Below are 14,959 nucleotides of genomic sequence, written 5' to 3'. Positions count from 1 at the left end.
AACCTCTGCTTCAACGCCGGATCGAGCCTCTTACCGCCCACGGTCCCCGCAACTCCCATCATCGTGAGTGTTGCGAGGACCGCTAGAACGGGCCGGCGCGCGGGGGCCCTTCCGCGCTTCCGGCGGGCGGGACCGTGCGGCCTGCGGGCGGAGCTGTGGCCTTCGGGCGGGGCCGTGCGGGAGCGCGGGCGCTTGCGATGCCGGCTCACGCGCGCGCCCCGGACGGCAGGGCGGATGCGGGGGTCACGGTGCGGTCGTGAGAGATCACCGGCGGGCCCTGGAAGGCAGCGCGGATGCGCGGGCCCCGGCGCGGCCGTATGCGATCACGGGCGGGCCGATGGGGGGCGTCGGTGGCGTCGTGATGCGTCACGCGCGCGCCCCTGCGGCCAGGGGCACGGGCGCAGCCGTACGCCGGCTTGGTGGGATCCATACGGATTCATGGGCCGCGCCGTACGGATGCATGGAAGCCGACCCGCTCATGACGCCCCTCGTTCAACCCCCGTTCAGTCGCGGGCGCGACGGTGACGCCGACTCAGAGGTCCGCCACCCTCCACGGCACACCCACCGTCTCAGGAGACATGCATGTCGCTCACCCGCAGGGACTTCGCCAGGAACACCGCGGCCACCGGTGCCGGGGTCGCCCTGGCCGGCACGGTCGGCGCCCTGGCCAGCGCGCCCAACGCCCTCGCCTTCGCCGACACCGAGACCGCGGGCGAGGCGTCGGCGGACGCTCACCACGGGGTCGGCTACGGACCGCTCCTGCCCGACCCGAAGGGCATCCTCGCCCTGCCCGCCGGTTTCTCCTACCGCGTCATCACCTACAGCGGGAAGACCACGCTGGAGTCCGGCGAGCCCACCCCGTCCAACCACGACGGCACCGCCACCTTCGACGGCCCGCGCGGCGCGACCCTGCTGGTCAACAACCACGAGCTCAAGGGCCCGCGGGCGAACTGGACGTACCCGGTGCCGCTCACCGAGGGCCTCGTCTACGACCCGGCCGCCTCCGGTGGCTGCACGGTCGTCGAGGTGCGCCGCGACCACGTCGCCGAGTGGGTCGGCATCGCCGGCACCTCCACCAACTGCGCCGGCGGTCGCACCCCCTGGGACACCTGGCTCACCTGCGAGGAGACCGAGGACAAGGCCGGCCAGAACGGCATGACCAAGGACCACGGCTATGTCTTCGAGGTCGACCCCGAGGACCGGCGCGCCAACCGCGACCCGAAGCCCATCAAGGCGTTCGGCCGCTACGCCCACGAAGCCGTCGTCATCGACCCCGAGCGCGGCCACGCCTTCCTCACCGAGGACGCCTCCGGCCCCAACGGCCTGCTCTACCGCTGGGTCCCGCCGCAGGGCTTCGAACACGGCCGCGGCAAGCTGCGCACCCTCGCCGACGACGCCGGCGTGCTCCAGGCCTTCAAGTGCTTCGACTCCGGCGGCAAGTTCGTCGACGACCTCTCCCGCGCCACGAAGACCGGCACGGTGTACGGCGTCGACTGGGTCGACGTCCCCGACCGCGACGCGAAGACCGTCTCCGTGCGCAAGCAGTTCACCACCGGTCAGGTCACCCGCGCCCGCAAGCTGGAGGGCATGTGGTGGGGCGACGGCGGCGCCTACATCGTCTCCTCCTTCGCCCGTGCGGAGAGCCCGGTCCAGCACGACGGGCAGGTCTGGTTCTACGACCCCAAGCGGCGCACCCTCACCCTGAAGGTGCTGCTCGGCGTGAACCCCGACCCGGCCAAGGACGGCGCCTTCGACGGCCCCGACAACATCACCGTCTCCCCCTACGGCGGTCTGGTGATCGCGGAGGACGGCGAGGGCGTGCAGCATCTGTTCGGCGCCACCGAGAGCGGCCGCACCTACCCCATCGCCCGCAACGAGCTGAACATCGGTACCGCGCAGGAGCCCGAGTACAGCGAGTTCACCGGCGTCACCTTCTCGCCCGACGGCCGGACGCTGTTCGCCAACATCCAGGAGCCGGGCATCATGCTGGCGATCACCGGGCCCTGGAAGCGTCAGAAGCGGTGACCTGTCTCCTGTGAGGGTGGGACACCGCGGCCCGGGTGATCAGCGCTCGCGCGCGGACCACCCGGGCCGCGCCCTTGTGTGACGTCCCGGTACGACGTGGTGGACCATGCGGGCATACGATGCGGAGAGGCTCTCCGTATGCCGAGGTCTCGCCAAGGAGTTGCTGGATGACGCAGGTCAGGCCCATGCGCGCGGACGCTCGGCGCAACTACGAGCGATTGCTGCAGGTGGCGGCGCAGGCCTTCGCCGAGCACGGGGAGGGCGCGTCGCTGGACGACATCGCCAAGCGGGCCGGGGTCGGGTCCGGCACGCTGTACCGGCACTTCCCCACACGTCAGGCGCTGCTGGAGGCGGCGTACGTGGACCGGGTCGAGGCGCTCGGGGCGCGGGCCGACGCCATCGCGCGGGAGCTGGCGCCGGGCGAGGCGCTGTGGCAGTGGCTGCGGGAACTCACCGAGGGCATGATCCAGGTCCGCGGGCTGAAGGCGCTGCTGGGCTCGGCCGTCGCCGACGGCGGCTCCGTGGCGGGCACGGTCTGCGGCACCGTGCTCAACGGCGCCGGGGAACGCCTGGTGCGGGCGGCTCAGGCCGAGGGCACGCTGCGCCCGGACGTCGAGCCGGTCGACATCCTGCGGCTGGCCCACGGCGTCGCGACGGCCTCGGAACTGGCCGACGACTCCGGCCGGTGCATTCCGCGGTATCTGTCCCTGCTGGCGGAGGGCTTGCGGACGCACGGGTGACCGCCCGGACGCGGGCGCCCCGCACGAGGGGCGCCCGGTGTCGTACGGACTCGCCGGATCACTACAGCGACTCGGCCCCCGGCTTGACCATGTTGCGGACCGTGCGGGCCTTCACGAAGTCGCCCAGGGCCGTCATCTCCCACTCGCCGGAGAACTGGCGGATGAGCTTGGCCATCAGCACGCCGGTCTGCGCCTCGGCGTGGGTGAGGTCGAAGCGGACCAGCTCCTCGCCGGTGGCCGCGTCCAGCAGCCGGCAGTAGGCCTTGGCGACCTCGGTGAACTTCTGGCCGGAGAAGGAGTTGACCGTGAAGACCAGGCCGGTGACCTCCTGCGGCAGCCGGCCGAGGTCGACGGTGATCACCTCGTCGTCGCCGCCGCCCTCACCGGTGAGGTTGTCACCGGAGTGCCGGATCGCGCCGCCCACGATGGTCAGCTTGCCGAAGTAGCAGCTGTCGATGTGGTTGCGCTGCGGGCCGTAGGCGATGACCGAGGCGTCGAGGTCGATGTCCTTGCCCCGGTACGCCGGCTCCCAGCCGAGGCCCATCTGCACCTGGGAGAGCAGCGGGCGGCCGTCCTTGACCAGCGAGACGGTCTGGTTCTTCTGCAGGCTGACGCGGCCCTTGTCGAGGTTGATCTTCCCGGCGCCGGGGACGGGGGCGGGCGGCGCGGCCGGGGGAGCGGGGGGTGCGGGCGGGGGCTGCACGGCGGCCGGCTGCGGGGGAGCCGTCGGCTGTGCGGGCGCGGCCGCAGCGGCGGGCTCCTCCACCGTCACGCCGAAGTCCGTGGCGATGCCGGCCAGGCCGTCGGCGTACCCCTGGCCGACGGCGCGGGCCTTCCACTGGCCGCCGCGCAGATAGATCTCCACGACGACCAGGGCCGTCTCGGTGCCCAGCTGCGGGGGCGTGAAGGTGGCCAGGACCGAGCCGTCGTCCGCGTTGCGCAGTGTGGCAGTCGGCTCGATGCCCTGGAAGGTCTGCCCCGCGGCGTCCGGGCTGGCGGTGACGACCACCTTCTCGATGCCCGGCGGCAGCGCGGCCGTGTCGACCGTGATCGCGTCCGGGGCCGCGCCGCCGCCCGAGCGGTACGTGACGCCCGGGCCGGCGGGCTGGTTGTAGAAGATGAAGTCGTCGTCGGAGCGCACCTTGCCGTCGGAGGTGAGCAGCAGGCCCGACACGTCGAGCCGCACCGGAGCGGCGACGTCCACCGTCACGCGCGCGGTCGGCAGAGGGATGTTCGAGCCAGGGGTCATAGCTGTCATGCCGGGTGAACGAACGACCCCGCTTTACCGTTCCCTTACCACCGCCCGGACGGCTCAGCGCCGGTTGCGCGGGTGGTCGGGGGGCGGCCGTGGTGCGTGATCCGCACGGTTCCGCTCGCGTAGGCGTCGTAGGCGAATCCCCCGGGGCGGGGCATGCCCGGATCGTACGGCCCGGGCGGGCCCGGCCCCCAGCGGTTATCACGCGGTGACGGCAGGCGTCGCGCTCACGGCACCACCACGATCTTGCGTCCCACCCCCGCCGCGAACTGCTCCAGGGCCTGCGGGTACCGCTCCAGCGGCAGCCGGTCGCTGATGAAGATCCCCGGGTCGAGGACGCCGTTCGCGAAGAGCTCCGCCGCCCGTTCGAAGCTGTGCAGGACCGCCATCGAACCGGTGATCGTGATCTCCTGGTTGTAGATGCGGTACGGGTCGATCGTCACCCGCGTCGCGTAGTCCGCGACGCCGAACTGCAGGAAGGTGCCCGCCTTCGCCACCCGCCCCAGCCCGTCCTGGATCGCCGCCGCGTTGCCCGTCGCGTCCACGACCACGTCCCAGCCCTGCGGGCGGTCCAGTTCGTCGGCGCCGGCGGCCGACGCGGACGCACCCAGCCGGCGGGCCGTCTCGAGGCGGGCCGGGTTCACGTCCACCATGTCCACGCTCGCCGCGCCGGTCCGCTTGGCCAGCTCCAGCATCATCAGTCCCATCGTGCCGGAGCCGTAGATCAGGACGTGCGCGCCGAGGCGGGCGCGCAGCACGTCGTAGCCGCGCACCGCGCACGACAGCGGCTCCACCAGCGCCGCGTCCTGAGTGCGCACATGCTCGGGCAGCTTGACGCAGTTCGCGACCGGGGCCACCGCGAACTGCGCCGCGCCGCCCGCCGTCGTCACGCCGATCGCCGCCCACCGCTCGCACAGGTTGTTGTGGCCGCTGCGGCAGTAGCGGCACTCGTAGCAGTACAGGGAGGGGTCCACGGCGACCCGGTCGCCCTCCGCGAGCTCCGTGACCTGCGTGCCCACGGCGACGACCGTCCCCGCGAACTCGTGCCCCGGCACGATCGGCAGCTTCGGCGCGAACTCGCCCTGCAGGATGTGCAGATCGGTGCCGCACAGACCGCAGGCCGCCACCTCGACGACGACCTCGCGCGGGCCCGGCGCCGGGTCCGGGACCTCGGTGACCACGGCACGGCCCACGGACTCGATGACGGCGGCCTTCATTTCACAGCTCCCAACGACAGGCCCTGGACGAGTTTGTCCTGGGCGGCGAACCCCGCGGCGAGCACCGGCAGGGACACGACGAGCGACGCGGCGCACACCTTCGCCAGGAACAGGCCCTGGCTGGTGATGAAGCCGGTCAGGAACACCGGGGCGGTCTCGGCGACCACGCCCGTCAGGACCCGGGCGAACAGCAGCTCGTTCCAGCTGAAGATGAAGCAGATCAGCGAGGTCGCCGCGATGCCGGGCAGGGCGATCGGGGCGACCACCCGCGCGAGGATCACCGGCAGAGAGGCCCCGTCCACCCGCGCCGCCTCGATGACCGCGACCGGTACCTCGGCGAGGAAGGACTGCATCATCCACACCGCGATCGGCAGGTTCATCGAGGTGTACAGCAGGACCAGCAGCCAGATGTTGTCCAGCAGGCCCGCGTTCCTGGCGAACAGGTAGATCGGCAGCAGGCCCGCCACGGCCGGCAGCATCTTGGTGGACAGGAAGAAGAACAGCACGTCCGTCCACTTGCGCACCCGCCGGATCGACAGCGCGTACGCCGCCGGCAGCGCCAGCAGCAGCACCAGCGCCGTCGAGGCCACCGACGCCACCACCGAGTTGATCAGCGCGGGCCAGGGGCTCGCCCCGCCGCCCGCGCCGAAGAACTCGCGGTAGCCGTCCAGCGTCAGCGACGCCGCGAAGGACGGCGGGTTGGTCGCCGCGTCCTGCTCGGAGTGCAGGGACGTCAGCGCCATCCACGCGACGGGCAGGAAGAACACGAGCCCGGCCAGCCAGGCCAGCAGCGCCGGGCCGCCTCGGCGCACCACGGTGATCATGAGCGCGCCACCTCCTCACGGAACAGGGACGACACCACGCGCAGCGCGAGGGTCGCGATGACGATCGAGCCGATGACGACCAGGACGCCCGCGGCGGAGGCGAGGCCGTTCTCGTGGGCCTGGTAGAAGCTCTGGTAGACGGTGTAGGGCAGGTTCGCGGTGCCGAGACCGCCGGACGTGATCGTGAAGACCGCGTCGAAGTTCTGCACGATGTAGATCGAGCCGAGCAGCGCGCCCAGTTCCAGATAGCGGCGCAGGTGCGGCAGCGTGAGATGGCGGAAGACCTGCCAGTCGTTCGCGCCGTCCACGCGCGCGGCCTCCATCTGCTCCGGGTCGCGGCTCTGCAGCCCGGCCAGCAGGATCAGCATCATGAACGGGGTCCACTGCCACACCAGGGACGCCTCGACGGCGAGCAGCGGGGTGTTCGAGATCCAGTCCGGCTGCGGACCGCCGACGTAGTGCAACAGGCCGTTGAGCAGGCCGTACTCGGGGTTGTAGAGCACGTGCTTCCACAGCAGGGCGGCGGCCACGGGCACGATCAGGAACGGGGCGATCAGCAGGGTGCGCACCACGCCCCGGCCGCGGAACCTGCGGTCCAGCAGCAGCGCGAGGGCGAGGCCGAGGACCAGGCTCACCAGCACCACGGCCGCGGTCAGCAGCACGGTCGTCCACACGGAGTGGCGCAGGCCGGCGTCGGTGAGGACCTGGCGGTAGTTGTCGAGGCCGGTGAAGCGGCGGGCCTTGGGGTAGAGGGCGTTCCAGTCGAAGAAGGAGATCACCAGGGTGGCCACGAACGGCAGCTGGGTCACGGCGATCATGAAGACCAGGGCGGGCAGCAGCGGGGCGCGGGTGGCCCAGGCGCGCAGCCGGGCGGAGGGCTGCCGTATCGCCGGAACGGGGGCTGTCGCCAGGGGGGGTGTGGTGGTGGCGGTCATCGTCCCTCGTACTCCTTCGCGATCCGCTCGGCGAGCTGCTGGGACTTCCTCAGGGCCGTCTCGACGGACTGGCGTCCGGCGATGGCCGCGCTGATCTCCTGGGAGACCTTGGTGCCGAGGTCGGTGAACTCGGGGATGCCGACGAACTGGATGCCGGGCGCGGGCCGTGGCTGTACGCCGGGGTCGCGGGGGCGGGCCGTCTCGATGGCCTCGCGGGTCATCTCCTGGAAGGCGGACGCCTCCTTGACGTAGGCCGGACGGGTGTACGTCGACGCGCGCTTGCCGGCCGGGACGTTGGACCAGCCGGACTCCTCGCCGACCAGTTGCTCGTAGCCCTTGCCGGAGGCCCAGGACACGAAGCGCCAGGCCTTGTCGGAGTTGCGGGAGGCCTTCTGGATGCCCCAGGCCCAGGTGTAGAGCCAGCCGGCGGACTTGGTGCGCTCCACGGGCGCGGGGGCGTAGCCGACCTTGCCCTTCACGGGGGAGTTCGCGGCCTCCAGGGAACCGGCGGCCGAGGTGGCGTCGTACCACATGGCGACCTTGCCCTGGGTCATGTTGTTCAGGCACTCGGCGAAACCGGACTGGGCGGCGCCGGACTCGCCGTGCGCGCGGACCAGGTCGACATAGAACTGTGTCGCCTTCCGGAAGGCGGGGGAGTCGAGCCGCGCCTTCCAGTCCTTGTCGAACCAGGTGCCGCCGAAGGTGTTCACGACCGTCGTCAGGGGCGCCGTCAGCTCGCCCCAGCCGGGCAGGCCGCGCAGGCAGATGCCCTTCATGCCCCTTTCGGCGCCGTCCGCCTTCGCCGCGAGGGCGGCGACCTGCTGCCAGGTGGGGTGGGCGGGCATGGTCAGGCCCTTGGCCGCGAACACGTCCTTGCGGTACATCAGGAAGGACGACTCGCCGTAGAAGGGCTGGCCGTAGCCCTTGCCGTCGTCGCCGGTGAGGGACTCGGCGATGGGCCGCAGGACGTCCTTCTCGTCGTACGCCGGGTCCTTGGCGACGTAGGAGTCCATCTCGTGCAGCCAGCCGTTGCGGGCGTAGATCGGTATCTCGTAGTTGGACAGGGTCGCCACGTCGTACTGTCCGGCCTGGTTGGCGAAGTCCTGGCTGATCTTGTCGCGGACGTCGTTCTCGGGCAGGACGGTGAAGTTGACCTTGATGCCGGTCTCGCGGGTGAAATGGGCGGCGGTCAGCTTCTGCAGCTCCATCATCTGCGGGTTGTTGACCATCAGGACGTTGAGGGAGTCGCCGCCGGAACCGGACCCGCCCGCGCCGGCCCAGCAGCCGGACAACAGCGGGGCGAGCAGCATCCCTGCGGCGGCCATGGCGAGCGCGGCTCGCGGCCTCCGTCGGCTCGGGGTGCGCATGGATCGCTCCTGGAGGTATGGGGACATAAGGGGCGCCGCGGGCAAGGCGGCGTCCCGGGAGGGGACTTGGCTCGGATCAGACCCGGACGACCTGCGGGCCCAGCAGGGAGTAGCGGTGGGCCTCGGCCGCCGGGAGCTGGGTGCTCGTCACGATCGTCTCCAGTGCGCCGACGTCGGCGAACCGGCAGAAGCTGACCGCACCGAACTTGGTGTGCACTCCGGCGAAGACACAGCGCCGTGCGGCCCGCATCGCCTGTGCCTTGACCTCGCCGACCGCCGGGTCGGGGGTGGTCAGACCGTGTTCTCGGGAGATGCCGTTGGCGCCGATATAGGCGAGGTCGAGCACGAACCCGGCGAGCATCTTCGTCGTCCAGTGGTCGACCGTGGCGAGGGTGCCGGAGCGGACCCGGCCGCCGAGCAGCAGCACCGAGGTGTTCGGGGCCTCGGCGAGCGCGCCCGCGACCGGCAGGGACGCGGTGACGACGGTCAGCGGCCGGTCCCGGGGGAGGGCGTCGGCGATGAGCTGCGGGGTGAAACCCTCGTCGACGAAGACCGTCTCGGCGTCCCCGGCCAGTTCGGCCGCGGCGGCCGCGATCCGGCGCTTCTCGGGGACGTGGCTGGTGGCGCGGAAGGCGAGCGTCGTCTCGAAGCCGGCGCTCTCCACCGGGTAGGCCCCGCCGTGGGTGCGGCGGACCAGCCCGTGGTCCTCCAGGGCGCGGAGATCCCGTCGTACGGTCTCCTTGGCCACGCCCAGTTCGACGGCGAGTGCGGTGACGTCCACCGATCCGGTGGCGCGGGCGACCCGCACGATCTCCCGCTGGCGTTCTTCCGCACTTCTCGTCGTCATGGCCGGCTGCACCTCCCTCACCGTGGCGCCCGTTCGGGCCCATGGGGGAAGTTCTACAGCGGGCGCCAGGGGGCTGACCAGGTCTGTTGCCTGCCCGATGCTGCCCGGGTGTGCCCGTGTCCGTCGCACCGTGCCCGTCGCGGACCTGCGGGACTGCCGTGCGCGGGCGTGGGATCGGGCACGGCCGGTGCCCGAATACGGGGGCGGACGGGCCCGTTCGGTGCCCGCCCGCCCCCGGAGGCGGTGATTTTCCGCCGGATCGCTCCGGATCAGTACGGCCAGATCGGCGGGTCGGTGACGAAGTGGCCGCCCAGGTGGGCGTGCGCCGCGTCGTCCGGCTCCAGCTCGCCCTGCTCGGCGATCAGCTTGGCCGCGTACGGCTCGGAGTCGTCCTGCGGTTCGTAGCCGAGCGCCCGCGCGGAGGTCAGATCCCACCACAGGCGGGTGTTGGCGGAGGAGCCGTAGACCACGGTGTGGCCGACGTGCTCGGCGGTCAGGGCGGCGTGGAAGAGGCGGGCGCCGTCGGCGGGGCTCATCCACAGCGACAGCATGCGCACGCTGGTCGGCTCGGGGAAGCAGGAGCCGATGCGCACCGAGACGGTCTCCAGGCCGTGCTTGTCCCAGTAGAGCTGGGCCAGGTCCTCGCCGCAGCACTTGGACAGGCCGTAGAAGGTGTCCGGGCGGCGCGGGGTGTCGACGGGGATCAGCGGGTCGTCGCCCTGCGGCCGGGGGGTGTAGCCGACGGCGTGGTTGGAGGACGCGAAGACGATGCGACGCACGCCTTCCTGGCGGGCGGCCTCGTAGAGGTTGTAGGTGCCCTCGATGTTCGCGGAGAGGATCTTGGCGAAGGGGGCTTCCAGGGAGATGCCCGCGAGGTGGATGATCGCGTCGACGCCCCGGACGGCATCCCGCAGGGCGTCCGCGTCGGCGAGATCGGCGGTGATCGCGTCCGGTGCGTCGTCGATCGGGCGGGCGTCGAGCAGGCGCAGCGTGTAGCCGTGATCGGGGAGCAGGTCCCGCATCAGGGTGCCGAGCCCGCCGGCGGCGCCGGTGAGCAGAACGGTACGGGGAGCGGGCATCCTCGGTCTCCTTGCGTCAAGAGCCGCGTGCATGGATGGCATTCACATGCGTGGAAACGCTAAAGATCGATGCGCTGCGTCGTCAAGGGGTGGCCTGAGTGGGGGAGTCGACTTGGTCTCGCGCCGTGACCGGCGCACTCCGCCCGGCCCGTGTGCTTGACCGGCACCGAACGGGCTCTCTAGGCTGGTTGTGTTCATGGATATGGACATCGATCAGAAACATAAGCGGCCAGAAACGTAAGCGGCCAGAAACATAAGTGCCTCAGGGAGTGCCCGTGACGTCAGTCCCCCTCGCCGCTCGACTAGGCGTCCCCGGCGGGCCGTTGTTCTTCCCCGTCACCGCCTACGGCCCCGACGGCTCCGTCGACCTCGACACCTACCGCACCCATGTGCGCCAGGGCGTCGAGGACGGGGCCGCGGCCGTGTTCGCCTGCTGCGGCACCGGGGAGTTCCACGCGCTGACACCGCAGGAGTTCGCGGCCTGTGTGCGCACGGCCGTCGAGGCCGCCGACGGGCGCGTCCCCGTTCTCGCCGGCACCGGGTACGGCACCGCCCTCGCCGCCCACTTCGCCCGGCTCGCCGAGGACGCCGGGGCCGACGGGCTGCTCGCCATGCCGCCGTACCTCGTCGTCGCCGGGCAGGAGGGGCTGCTGCGGCACTACCGCGAGATCGCCGCCGCGAGCGCCCTGCCGGTGATCGTCTACCAGCGCGACAACGCCGTGTTCACCCCCGACACCGTCGTGGAACTCGCCCGCACCCAAGGCGTCATCGGCCTCAAGGACGGCCTCGGCGACCTCGACCTGATGCAGCGCACGGTCAGCGCCGTGCGCAGCGAAGTGCCGGGCGCCTTTTTGTACTTCAACGGCCTGCCCACCGCCGAGCTGACCCAGAGCGCCTACCGGGCCGTCGGCGTTCCGCTGTACTCCTCCGCCGTCTTCTGCTTCGCCCCCGAGATCGCCCTCGCCTTCTACCGGGCGCTCCAGGACGGCGACCAGGCGACCGCCGACCGGCTCGTGGACGGCTTCTACCGCCCCTTCGTGGAGCTGCGCTCCCGCGGCCGTGGGTACGCCGTCTCCCTGGTCAAGGCGGGGGTACGGCTGCGCGGGCTGGACGTGGGGGAGGTGCGGCCCCCGCTGCACGAGCCGGCCGAGGATCATGTCAAGCAGCTCGCGCGGCTGATCGAGCGCGGACAGGTGCTGCTGGAGGAGGGCAAGTGAAGGCGTCGGCGTTCGTCTACCCCTGGGACGTCAACGAGGACCCGCGGGCCGCCGCCCGGATCGCCGCCCTCGGGGTCGAGCAGGTGACGCTGGCCGCCGCGTACCACTCCACGCGCGCGTTGACGCCCCGCCACCCGCAGCACCGCGTCGTCACCGCCGAGTACGCCGCCGTGCTCTACCCGCCGGGCGGGGCGTGGCAGGAGCGCACCCTGCGTCCGTACCCGGCCGGGGACTGGGCGCCCGGCGACGCCTACGGCGAGGCCGCCGCGGCGCTCGCGGACGCGGGCCTGAGCGTGCACAGCTGGGTGGTCCTCGCTCACAACTCCCGTCTGGGCGCCGAGCATCCGCGCACCTCGGTCGTCAACGCCTACGGCGACCGTTACCCGTGGGCCCCGTGCATCGCGCAGCCCGCCACGCGCGCGTACCTCGTCGCGCTCGCCGCCGAGGCCGCGGTACGGCCCGGGGCGCACGGCACCGAGCTGGAGTCCCTCGGCTGGTGCGGGCTCGCCCATCTGCACGCCCACGACAAGACGGGCGGCGTCGGGCTGGGCGAGGCCGGGCAGTACCTGATGTCGCTGTGCTTCTGCCCGGCCTGCCGGGAGGGTTACGGCCGCCACGGCCTGGACCCCGCCGAGCTGGCCGCGGCGGTGCGCACCGCGCTGGAGCCGGTGTGGCGCGAGGAGCCGTGCGAGCCCGGGTGGGCCGGCGTGGAGAAGCTGCTCGGCGAGTCCACGGCCGCCGCCACGCGCGCGTACCGCGACGAGAGCGCCCGCACCCTCCAGGAGGAGGCCGTCGCCGCCGTCCGCGCCGCCGCGCCGCCCGGCTTCCGGGTGCTGCTGCACGCCGACCCGGTGTCGTACCACTGCGGCGCCAACGCCGGCGTCGACCCGGCGCACATCCTCTCCGTCGCGGACGGCGTCGTCGTCCCCTGCACCGGCTGCCCGGACCTGCTGAAGCCGTTCGCCGCACAGCGCCGGGGCGTACTCGCCGCCAACTTCACCGTGGTCACCGGCATGGGCGGCAGCCCCGGCACGCTCGCGGCGGACACGGCACGCGCGCGTGACCTCGGCGCGAACCAGGTCCGGCTCTACCATGCCGGGCTCGCGTCGGACGCCGACCTGTCGGCCGTGCGCGATGCCCTGGCCGGCGGCTGAGCGGGCCTTCGGCGGGCCGGGTTCTCTTTACGCCGGGCTCGCGTCGGACGGGGACCTGTCGGCCGTGCGTGATGCCCTCAGCAGTCGCTGGACGGGTCCCGCCAGCTGCGCCACACCCAGAGCCACCAGCACCAGCCGGTGGTCCAGCAGCTCCACCAGCGCCGCGCCGAGGGCCAGACCGGCCACGTGCGGCGCGAAGACCACCGTGTTCGCCGTGGCCACCGCCCGGCCCAGCAGCGGGCCGGGCACCTGCCGCTGCACCGCGGTGAGCGCGGCGATCAGCACACAGGGCAGACCCGCCCCGATCGCCGCGCTGCACACCAGCGCCACGGCCTCGTCGGGCACCGCCCGCAGCGCCACCACGACCGCCGTGACGGCGATGCCGTACGCGGCGAAGCGCCGCTCGCCCAGCCGCCGCAGCACGGCCCCCGAGACGAGCCCCGTCACCAGGATGTCGTCATGCCTGGTCATCGTGGAGCTATGGCCCCGGGGCAGGGATCGGAAAGGTGCCGCAATCCGCGGTCCGGGCACCGATGAGTTGCGCGGCCCGCCTCGGTCTACCTCCCAAGCAGCCAACGACCCGCGGGCCTCGATCTGCCCAGGAGCACCCCATGAGCGACGACACGCCGACCTTCGACTTCGGACCGCAGGCCCGGATCGTGGCCCGCCTCGCGGAGGGCGTGCGCGACGAGCAGCTCGCGGATCCCACGCCGTGCCCGGACTACGCGGTCCGAAACCTGCTCGGCCACCTCGCCGGCCTGGCCGTCGCCTTCCGGGACGCCGCGCGCAAGCACCTCGGGCCCACCACGGACACCCCGCCGGCCGCGGGCGTACCGGACATCGGCCCCGACTGGCGCGCCGCACTCCCCAAGGCCCTCGACGAACTCGCCGACGCCTGGCGTGACCCGGCCGCCTGGACCGGCATGACCCGCGCGGGCGGCGTCGACCTGCCCGGCGCGGTCGCGGCCGCCGTCGCCGCCGACGAGCTCGTCATCCACGCCTGGGACCTGGCCCGCGCGACCGGCCAGTCCTACGCGCCCGACCCGGCCGCACTCCAGGCGGCGCACGCCTTCCTCGACTCGGCCGCCGACGACAGCGGCAACGGCGTGTTCGGCCCCGTCGTCCAGGTCCCGCAGGACGCGCCGCTGCTGGACCGCGCGGTGGGGCTGAGCGGGCGGGACCCCCGGTGGGAGCGGCCGCAGAGCTGATGCGACGGCCTTCCGTGGGCTGGTGACTTTCGGGACGCGGAGGCGACCGGCCGCCGTCGTGGCGGGGGCCGCCTCCATGGCTCACCGACTTCCGCGCGCCGGCCGCGGTCGCCGCCGCCCGTAATCCGGGCGGCGCTCGCCCCCCGCAGCCCCATACGCTGCCGCGCATGTCCCTCACCCTCACCGTCCTCGGCACCGCCTCTCCGCACCCCGGCCCCGGGCGCCCCAGCTCCGGGTATCTGCTGCGCGGAGGGGGCGCCGAGGTGTGGGTGGACGCCGGGTTCGGGACGTTCGCTGAATTGCAGAAGTACACCGACCCGGCGCGGCTGGCGGCCGTATGGATCTCCCATCTGCACGCCGACCACAGCGCCGACCTGCTGGCCGCCGTCTACGGCCTCGCCTTCGGCGGGCTCACCCCGCCGGAACCCGTCCCGGTGTACGCGCCCGAGGGGTGCGCGCAGCGGCTCGCCGGGTTCTTCGGTCGGCCCGACGCCGGATTCCTGACCAGGATTCTCGACGTCCGTCCCCTGTACGACGGACACGTCGCCCGGCACGGCGACCTCACCCTCGCCGCGCGGGCCGTCGTCCACGACACCGAGGCGTACGGGCTGCGCGCCGAGTGCCAAGGGAGCGTGCTCGCCTACTCCGGGGACAGCGGACCCTGCGACGCGCTCACCGAACTCGCCCGCGACGCCGACCTGTTCCTGTGTGAGGCCGACATCGACGCCCATCGCGAAGGCGAACAGGTCCATCTGACCCCGGAGGACGCAGGCCGCACCGCCCGCGAGGCCCTCGCACGGCGGCTGCTCATCACGCACGTGGGACCCACGCTGACGCCCGCGGCGGCCACCGCGCGCGCCGCCGCCGTCTTCGGTGACGCCACGGCCACCGCCCGCGAGGGCGACATCCACACCGTCTGAGGCGTCCTCACCTCACGTCTGAGGCAACCTCACCTCCCTTTGTCAGAAGCATTGACGAAACATCCGCACGCTCCTACCGTCATCGCGTCGTACCTCGTACGTCATATATGAGACGCGATACGTGAGATCCCATACGCGAGACCCCGGTCCCGCGAAGATCCGAGAGGCGCG

The 14,959-nt window shown here is 72.5% G+C and carries 13 protein-coding genes and 1 pseudogene; 6 read left to right on the top strand and 8 right to left on the bottom strand.

Features of this window, described 5'->3' with window-relative positions; all coding sequences use genetic code 11:
* The first annotated feature begins 582 nt into the window (after positions 1-582).
* Both AB0J12_RS30540 and AB0J12_RS30535 read left to right on the top strand, forming a co-directional pair.
* Positions 583-2,025 (top strand): alkaline phosphatase PhoX, encoded by a 1,443-nt coding sequence (locus AB0J12_RS30540; protein ID WP_363267795.1) that lies wholly within the window; start codon positions 583-585, stop codon positions 2,023-2,025.
* A 167-nt stretch (positions 2,026-2,192) separates the two neighbouring features.
* Complete coding sequence (locus AB0J12_RS30535; protein ID WP_363267794.1) at positions 2,193-2,765, top strand: TetR/AcrR family transcriptional regulator; 573 nt, start codon at positions 2,193-2,195, stop codon at positions 2,763-2,765.
* Positions 2,766-2,826: 61 nt separating this feature from the next.
* Here AB0J12_RS30535 and AB0J12_RS30530 read toward each other — a convergent pair whose 3' ends face one another.
* From AB0J12_RS30530 to AB0J12_RS30500, 7 genes are all read right to left on the bottom strand, one after another.
* Positions 2,827-4,014 (bottom strand): TerD family protein, encoded by a 1,188-nt coding sequence (locus AB0J12_RS30530; protein ID WP_363267792.1) that lies wholly within the window; start codon positions 4,012-4,014, stop codon positions 2,827-2,829.
* Positions 4,015-4,247: 233 nt separating this feature from the next.
* Entirely contained in the window at positions 4,248-5,237 is a 990-nt protein-coding gene (locus AB0J12_RS30525; protein WP_363267791.1) for a zinc-dependent alcohol dehydrogenase family protein, read from the bottom strand.
* The gene (locus AB0J12_RS30520) at positions 5,234-6,061 is read right to left on the bottom strand and encodes a carbohydrate ABC transporter permease (protein WP_363267790.1); all 828 of its coding nucleotides are present in this window, start codon (positions 6,059-6,061) and stop codon (positions 5,234-5,236) included. Before AB0J12_RS30520 ends, AB0J12_RS30525 begins: the two co-directional genes overlap by 4 nt.
* Positions 6,058-6,996: a sugar ABC transporter permease gene (locus AB0J12_RS30515; protein WP_363267789.1), complete on the bottom strand. Its 939-nt coding sequence runs from the start codon at positions 6,994-6,996 to the stop codon at positions 6,058-6,060. Before AB0J12_RS30515 ends, AB0J12_RS30520 begins: the two co-directional genes overlap by 4 nt.
* Complete coding sequence (locus tag AB0J12_RS30510) at positions 6,993-8,363, bottom strand: sugar ABC transporter substrate-binding protein (protein WP_363267788.1); 1,371 nt, start codon at positions 8,361-8,363, stop codon at positions 6,993-6,995. Before AB0J12_RS30510 ends, AB0J12_RS30515 begins: the two co-directional genes overlap by 4 nt.
* Positions 8,364-8,439: 76 nt before the next feature.
* Positions 8,440-9,210, bottom strand: a complete 771-nt coding sequence (locus AB0J12_RS30505; RefSeq protein WP_363267787.1) for a DeoR/GlpR family DNA-binding transcription regulator — start codon at positions 9,208-9,210, stop codon at positions 8,440-8,442.
* Positions 9,211-9,479: 269 nt separating this feature from the next.
* Positions 9,480-10,289 (bottom strand): NAD(P)-dependent oxidoreductase, encoded by an 810-nt coding sequence (locus AB0J12_RS30500; RefSeq protein WP_363267786.1) that lies wholly within the window; start codon positions 10,287-10,289, stop codon positions 9,480-9,482.
* A 275-nt stretch (positions 10,290-10,564) separates the two neighbouring features.
* On the opposite strand from AB0J12_RS30500, the gene AB0J12_RS30495 reads away from it, so the two are divergent.
* A complete protein-coding gene (locus tag AB0J12_RS30495) occupies positions 10,565-11,506 on the top strand; it encodes a 5-dehydro-4-deoxyglucarate dehydratase (protein ID WP_363267785.1) in 942 nt (313 codons plus the stop codon).
* Positions 11,503-12,660 carry a hypothetical protein gene (locus AB0J12_RS30490; protein ID WP_363267784.1) on the top strand — a complete coding sequence of 386 codons (1,158 nt, stop codon included), beginning with the start codon at positions 11,503-11,505 and terminating at the stop codon, positions 12,658-12,660. Before AB0J12_RS30495 ends, AB0J12_RS30490 begins: the two co-directional genes overlap by 4 nt.
* A 27-nt stretch (positions 12,661-12,687) precedes the next feature.
* Here AB0J12_RS30490 and AB0J12_RS30485 read toward each other — a convergent pair.
* Positions 12,688-13,101: pseudogene (locus AB0J12_RS30485) on the bottom strand (MFS transporter); the annotation flags it as partial.
* A gap of 170 nt (positions 13,102-13,271) precedes the next feature.
* Between AB0J12_RS30485 and AB0J12_RS30480 the strand changes: the two are divergent.
* The gene (locus tag AB0J12_RS30480; RefSeq protein ID WP_363267783.1) at positions 13,272-13,868 is read left to right on the top strand and encodes a TIGR03086 family metal-binding protein; all 597 of its coding nucleotides are present in this window, start codon (positions 13,272-13,274) and stop codon (positions 13,866-13,868) included.
* Positions 13,869-14,035: 167 nt separating this feature from the next.
* Entirely contained in the window at positions 14,036-14,788 is a 753-nt protein-coding gene (locus AB0J12_RS30475; protein WP_363267782.1) for an MBL fold metallo-hydrolase, read from the top strand.
* Positions 14,789-14,959 lie beyond the last annotated feature (171 nt).

The sequence above is a fragment of the Streptomyces sp. NPDC049915 genome (assembly GCF_040656475.1).
Lineage (GTDB): Bacteria > Actinomycetota > Actinomycetes > Streptomycetales > Streptomycetaceae > Streptomyces.
Note: the sequence above shows the minus strand (reverse complement) of the source record. Positions and strands in the feature narration are given on the sequence as shown.